Annotated in this window: 6 protein-coding genes and 2 pseudogenes; 2 read left to right on the top strand and 6 right to left on the bottom strand. The window is 64.0% G+C overall.

What is annotated here, in order from left to right; all coding sequences use genetic code 11:
• Positions 1 to 455: pseudogene (locus tag B4I46_RS16915) on the bottom strand (tonB-system energizer ExbB); the annotation flags it as partial.
• Between the two features lie 196 nt (positions 456 to 651).
• Here B4I46_RS16915 and B4I46_RS16920 point away from each other — a divergent pair.
• Positions 652 to 1509, top strand: coding sequence for an SDR family oxidoreductase (locus B4I46_RS16920; protein ID WP_286901065.1), 858 nt, complete (start codon positions 652 to 654; stop codon positions 1507 to 1509).
• A 12-nt stretch (positions 1510 to 1521) separates the two neighbouring features.
• Here the strand turns inward: B4I46_RS16920 and B4I46_RS16925 are convergent, their stop codons facing one another.
• The 5 genes and pseudogenes from B4I46_RS16925 to B4I46_RS16945 all read right to left on the bottom strand — a co-directional run bounded on the left by B4I46_RS16925 (position 1522) and on the right by B4I46_RS16945 (position 6193).
• Positions 1522 to 2256 (bottom strand): hypothetical protein, encoded by a 735-nt coding sequence (locus B4I46_RS16925; protein ID WP_043861566.1) that lies wholly within the window; start codon positions 2254 to 2256, stop codon positions 1522 to 1524.
• 24 nt (positions 2257 to 2280) lie between these two features.
• Positions 2281 to 2661 carry a RidA family protein gene (locus B4I46_RS16930; protein ID WP_043861567.1) on the bottom strand — a complete coding sequence of 127 codons (381 nt, stop codon included), beginning with the start codon at positions 2659 to 2661 and terminating at the stop codon, positions 2281 to 2283.
• 23 nt (positions 2662 to 2684) lie between these two features.
• A pseudogene (locus tag B4I46_RS16935) lies at positions 2685 to 4722 on the bottom strand (RelA/SpoT family protein).
• Positions 4723 to 4782: 60 nt separating this feature from the next.
• Entirely contained in the window at positions 4783 to 5049 is a 267-nt protein-coding gene (gene rpoZ, locus B4I46_RS16940; RefSeq protein WP_043861569.1) for a DNA-directed RNA polymerase subunit omega, read from the bottom strand.
• A gap of 253 nt (positions 5050 to 5302) precedes the next feature.
• On the bottom strand, positions 5303 to 6193 hold the full coding sequence (locus B4I46_RS16945) for a LysR family transcriptional regulator (protein ID WP_054916676.1): 891 nt from the start codon (positions 6191 to 6193) through the stop codon (positions 5303 to 5305).
• Positions 6194 to 6436: 243 nt separating this feature from the next.
• Here B4I46_RS16945 and B4I46_RS16950 point away from each other — a divergent pair.
• The coding region (locus B4I46_RS16950; protein ID WP_286901066.1) for a hypothetical protein at positions 6437 to 6566 on the top strand (130 nt) is incomplete at its 3' end.

A 6566-nucleotide genomic window follows, 5' to 3' on the forward strand; every position in this document is an offset into this window, starting at 1 on the left:
TTCTTCAGCAGGGCGATTTCAGAACGCAGGCGGCGCTTGGCGCCCATCAGTTCGAAGCCCTTGGCAATCCAGATGGTCCAGGTGATCAGCGAGGCGATGGCCAGGCCGATCATCACGATCTTCACCACGATGTCGGCGTTCTGGTACATGCCCCATGGCGACAGGTCGTGGGCCATGCCCAGGCTGGTGTCTTCGACCAGCGCTTGGGTGGCGTCGTGGCCTTCGACAGGGGCAGCGCCCGGCGCGGCGGCGGCATCCGCAGGCTCGGCGCCCGGGGCAGCAGGTGCGGCCGGGGTAGTATCGGCAGGGGCAACGGCGGCGGCCGGTGTGGCGTTCTGTGCGACGGGCTCATCGGCCATGGCGGCGGGGGCCAGTACCAGGCTGAACATCAGCGCGGCAATGGCGCGCCAGGCGCGCGACAGGGTTGGCGAAGCGGAAGGTTGAATACGTGTCATGCTGGCCGGACCTGATGAAGAAGAAATGGGTGGTTGTCCTTCCAGGCCTCGAGTCGGGCCGAGAACAAAATTTGGGCGGCCATTATTGCAAGTAATTCTTGTTAACAGAAGATACACAGTATCTTTTTTTGCATATTAACTAGCCGCCTATCGATTTCCACAGATAGGCTGTGGCTTTGTCTGACGGAGTGTGCGGATGTCTTCGCCTTCAGTTCTGATCGTCGGTTGCGGCGATGTGGGTGGCCGTCTGGCCCAGCAATTGCTGGGCCTTGGCTGGTCGGTAAGCGGTTTGCGCAGAAATGTGGCGGCCTTGCCCGCGGGGGTTGCCGGCATCGCGGCAGACCTGGAAAACCCGCAGTGCCCGACCGATTGGCCTTTGGTCGCACCCGACTACCTGGTGTACTGCGTGGCCGCCAGCCAGCATGACGAGGCGGGCTATCAGGCGGCTTATGTACAGGGCCTCAAGCATGTACTGGGCTGGCTGGCCGAGCGTGGCCAGCGACCGCAGCGCCTGCTGTTCGTGTCCAGCAGCAGTGTGTTCGCCCAGCAGGACGGCGAGTGGATCGATGAAACCGCCGCCACCTTGCCGTCAGGTTTCTCGGGGCAGGTCATGCTCCAGGCCGAACAGCTGGCACTGGCCAGCGGCATCCCGGCCAGCATCGTGCGCCTGACCGGTATCTACGGGCCGGGCCGCGAATGGCTGCTCAGCCAGGTGCGCCAGGGGTATCGGGTGACCGAAGAGCCGCCGCTGTACGGCAACCGCATCCATGCCGAGGACGCGGCAGGGCTGCTGGCCTTCCTGCTCAAGGCCGATGCGGCGGGGCGTGCGCTGGAGGACTGCTACATCGGGGTGGACGATGCACCGGCGCCATTGGCCGACGTGGTGGCCTGGTTGCGCGAGTACATGGGCGTCACGCATTGGTCGGAGCAGCAGCGTGTGCGGCGCACCGGCAGCAAGCGCTGCAGCAATGCGCGTGCCCGGGCACTGGGCTGGGTGCCACAGTACCCGAGCTACAAGGAAGGCTACGCGGCGATTCTGGCGGCGCAACCCTGAGGGCTCACCTGATCAGTCGCGCTCGAGCAGCCATTGCCGGGCGCCGGGATACAGCTGCGGCATCTCGTCTGGTTGGGCGCTGTTGAGGGCACGCAGGATTTCCAGCGTCTTGCCATCACGCTTGAAGATCCACGGGTTGCCCTGCTGGTTGCGCTCCAGCCACAGGCTGTCGTACTCGCCGCTCATGCTGGCGCAGTCGCCGGCCAGGCACAGTGCGTAGCGGTCCAGATTGGGCAGGCCCTCGACACTGCCCGTGTCGCCGAAGCGCACGACATTGCCCTGACCAGGGCCCTCGATCACCTTCCAGTCACCCTTCAGGTAGGCGCCGTACAGCGCCTGCTCGAAGGTGGTCCCGGTGCGGGCTTCCATTGGGGCGGGAGAGCTGGCCTTCTGGAAGCTGTGCTGCGGCGCCATCGGGGTGGCGTGCTGCACCAGTTCGTCGCCATCCAGGCTCAACGTCTGTATCTCATTCCCCGGGAATACCACGTCCCGTTGTTTTTCGCCGGCCTTGAGCTGGCCTTCGACGATCTCGAAACCGTTGGTGTAGCTGGCCTGTTCGGCCGCGACGTTGACCTTCCATTCCAGGTTGCCGCCGCTGTCCTGCAGCGCCTTGCGCAGGCTCACGCCTTTGGCGGCAGCATCGATGGCCTGCTGGTTGATCCAGATGCCGTTGTAGTCTTCGGGTTTGTGGCTGGCGCAGCCGCTCAACAGTGCGGCGGCCAGAGCCAGGGCAAGCGCGTGGCGCATGGCGGGGTCCTTCCAGAACAGNNATTACTCGAGGACCAGGATCGCGTCCATTTCAACCTGCGAGCCGCGTGGCAGCGCAGCGACGCCGATGGCGGCGCGGGCAGGGTAGGGCTGTTCGAAGTAGCGGCCCATGACCTCGTTGACCTTGGCGAAGTGGCTCAGGTCGGTCAGGAAGATGTTCAGCTTGACGATGTCCTTGAACGAGCCGCCGGCAGCTTCGGCCACGGCTTTGAGGTTTTCGAACACCTGTACGGTCTGGGCTTCGAAGCCTTCGACCAGCTCCATGGTTTTCGGGTCCAGCGGGATCTGGCCCGACATGTACACGGTATTGCCGGCCTTGATCGCCTGGGAGTAGGTGCCGATGGCCGCTGGGGCCTTGTCGCTGGTGATGACGGTCTTGGTCATGGTGACTCCTTGCAGGGGGAGGGCTACGTGCGCATGCGGGTGATGCGAATCACCCCGGTCAGGGCACGCAGTTTCTTGATCACGCGGGCCAGGTGCACACGGTCGTGCACGCTGACCACCAGCTGGACCACGCTGATGCGGCCATCACGTTCGTCCATGCTGATCTTCTCGATGTTGCCGTCGGCGGCGTTGACGCTGCTGGCCAGCAGGGCAATCAGGCCGCGCTGGTGTTCCAGCTCGACGCGCAGCTCGACATTGAATTCGCCGGTGACATCCTTGGCCCAGGACAGCTGGATGCATTTTTCCGGGTTGTGGCGAATTTCGCTGATGTTGCGGCAGTTCTCCAGGTGCACCACCATGCCCTTGCCCGCCGACAGGTGCCCGACGATCGGGTCGCCCGGAATCGGCGTGCAGCACTTGGCGTAGCTGAGCACCAGGCCCTCGGTGCCGCGAATGGCCAGCGGACCCTCGGGGTTGGGCAACTGCTCGCCTTCGCTGGAGAGCAGGCGGCGCGCCACTACGTAGGCCATGCGGTTGCCAAGGCCGATGTCTTCGAGCAGGTCTTCGATCACTTCGAGGCGATACTCGGCCAGCATGGCCTGGATGCGCTCCTGGGGGATCTTGTCCAGCGCGCTGTCGAAACCGTTGAGCACCTTGTTGAGCAGGCGCTCGCCCAGGTTGATCGATTCGGAGCGGCGCTGCAGCTTCAGGGCATGGCGGATATGGGTGCGCGCCTTGCCGGTGACCACGAAGTTCAGCCAGGCCGGGTTCGGTCGTGCGCCTGGGGCGCTGACGATCTCGACCGTCGAGCCGCTCTGCAGCGGTTCGGACAGCGGTGCCAGGCGGCGGTTGATGCGGCAAGCGATGCAGCTGTTGCCGACGTCGGTATGCACNNACCTCGTCCGGGAACAGGTCGATCTTCACGCTTTCGATGAATTCGAGCGAGTTGCCCGCGCGCTGCTGCATTTCCAGCACGCCCTTGACCCACTGGCGCGCCCGGGCATGGGTGCCCTTGGGCTGCTCGTCGTCACTGGACTTGTACAGCCAGTGCGCCGCGATGCCGTTGTTGGCCATCTCTTCCATCTCGCGGGTGCGGATCTGGATCTCGATGGGCACACCGTGCATGCCGAACAGGGTGGTATGCAGCGACTGGTAGCCGTTGGCCTTGGGGATCGCGATGTAGTCCTTGAAGCGCCCCGGCAGCGGCTTGTAGAGGTTGTGCACGGCGCCGAGCACGCGATAGCAGGTGTCGACCTTGTCGACCACGATGCGGAAGGCGTACACGTCCATGATCTCGTTGAAGGCGCGGCGCTTGCCGCGCATCTTCTTGTAGATGCCGTAGATGTGCTTCTGCCGCCCGCTGACCTCGCCTTCGATACCGTCCACGGCCAGGCAGTGGCTGAGCGATTCCTCGATCTTGTTGACCAGCTCCTTGCGGTTGCCGCGGGCACGCTTGACTGCCTGGTAGATACGCGCCGAGCGCATCGGGTACATGGCCTTGAAGCCCAGGTCCTCGAACTCCACGCGCACAGTGTGCATGCCCAGGCGGTTGGCGATGGGGGCGTAGATCTCGAGGGTTTCCTTGGCGATGCGCCGGCGTTTTTCGCCCGACAGCACTTCCAGGGTGCGCATGTTGTGCAGGCGGTCGGCCAGCTTGACCAGGATCACGCGAATGTCGCGGGCCATGGCCATGGCCATCTTCTGGAAGTTTTCGGCCTGGGCTTCGGCCTTGGTCTCGAAGTTCATCTGGGTCAGCTTGCTGACGCCATCGACCAGTTCGGCGACGGTTTCGCCGAATTGGGAACTGAGGGCTTCCTTGGCGATGCCGGTGTCTTCGATCACGTCATGCAGCATGGCGGCCATCAGGCTCTGATGGTCCATGTGCATGTCGGCAAGAATGCTTGCCACCGCCAGCGGGTGCGTGACGTATGGCTCGCCGCTGCGACGGCGCTGGCCGTCGTGGGCTTGTTCGGCGTAGAAATACGCCCGGCGTACCAGGTTGACCTGGTCGGCGCCGAGGTAGGTCGAGAGGCGATCGGCGAGGGCGTCTATACTCGGCACGATGTTAGCTCCTGCCGAGAAAGTGGGCCCTGCGCCGTACAACGTCGACCAGGCATGGACTTAGACGGCCTCGTTGGCCTCGTCCTCACCGAATGCAGCGAAGACCGGGTCTTCGTGGACGATGTCCTGTTCGGCCATGAATTCTGGGGTGCAGATGCCTTCGGCGATTTCGCGCAGGGCGACGACGGTCGGCTTGTCGTTTTCCCACGCCACTTTCGGCTCTTTGCCGCCGGTGGCCAGTTGGCGGGCACGCTTGGTAGACAGCATGACCAGCTCAAAGCGGTTATCCACGTGTTCTAGACAATCTTCAACGGTTACGCGGGCCATGGTCTTCCTCAGTAGCAAATGCGGTGTTCAGCCCGAATGGGCGAGCGGACTCGATAGTTTAAAAAATCACCAGCCTTTAGGGAAGCGCTGATTTCACGTCGAGACCTGTGTAAGCCGACAATAACCAGTTGTGAGGCTCTAGCACAACTGTCTTGTGGGCGTGGATTCAAATGCTTGGCCGACAAGGTCGGCGCCTGCAGAACTGCGCACCTGCCTCGTGGGAGCCGGCATTGCCGGCGAAGGGGCCCGAAAGTCAGGCCTGGCCCTCCTGGCGCCCCAGCATCCCGCGCAAACGCGGGGTCAATTCGTCGAACAGGGTCTGCACCGAACGCAGCGCACGGCAATCGGGGCGGGTCAGCAGCCACAGCTCGGTGTTGCACCCGGGCAGGGCACCGCTCAACTGTTCCACCCCCGGCAAGGTGTCGGCCATATAGTCGGGCAGGGCGGCCACCCCCAGCCCGGCCGCCACCAGTTGTGCAATCGCCGCGATTCCGCTGCAGCGATAGCGCGGCATCACCCCCGGCAACTGCTGACTGCGCCACACCACTGTGGCGTGGTCCTGCATGGAGTCGTCGGGGGCAATCCAGGGCACGCTGGCCGGGGCCTCGGCCAGCCGCTCGCGGTACTCCTCGCGCCCGCACACCACATACGAGGCCGCCCCCAGGCAGCGCCCCACAAGGTGCTCGGGTGGCGAATTGGTCAGGCGCAGCGCCAGGTCGGCGTCGCGCCGGCTGAGGTTGGCGAAGGTGTTGGAGGTCGCCAGCTCCAGTGACAGGGCCGGGTATGCCGGCATGAAGTCGGCCAGGGCCGGCAGCAGCAGGCTGTGCAGCACCGCATCGGTACAGGTCAGGCGCACCGTGCCGCTGACCACCTGTTCGCCGTGCTCCAGCGCCACCCGCGCCGCATCCAGCGCCTGCTCGGCGCGTTCGGCCTGCTCGGCCAGGGCCTGGGCGGTGCCGGTGGGGATGTAGCCCTTGCGGCTCTTCACGAACAGCGCGGTGCCCAGTGCGGCCTCCATGCGCCGGATCGAGCGGAACACCGTCGACACATCGACCCGCAGCAGGTCTGCAGCCTTGGCCAGGGAGCGTCCGCGTACCAGCGCGAGCACCAGGGAAAGGTCGGCGTGACTGATCTGATATTGCATGGGTGCACTCTTTGCTTGCCTAAATGCCAATGTCTGTTGCGTGGGGGCCATTCTATAGTGAGGCGGCAGTCGTGAATCAACCCGCGACGTTGTCAGAACCTGGAACGACCGTGCAATGCCGCGGCGTTCGGCATTCCCCACGATGGGAACCTTAAAAAGAACAAATGAAACCATCGCCGCTCCCGATAGCGCAGTAACACCTCCTCCATTGCCGCCCGATAAAAAATCAAAGGATGCCTAGCCATGACGTCGGTCTCCCCGTGCGCCATCCCTCTCGACGAGATGGGTGAATTTCTCAAGGCCCACCCTGAGGTGCAATTTGTCGATCTGCTGATTGCAGACATGAACGGCGTGGTGCGTGGCAAGCGCATCG

Source organism: Pseudomonas sp. UBA7500 (assembly GCF_002478435.1).
Taxonomy (GTDB): Bacteria; Pseudomonadota; Gammaproteobacteria; order Pseudomonadales; family Pseudomonadaceae; genus Aquipseudomonas; species Aquipseudomonas palmensis.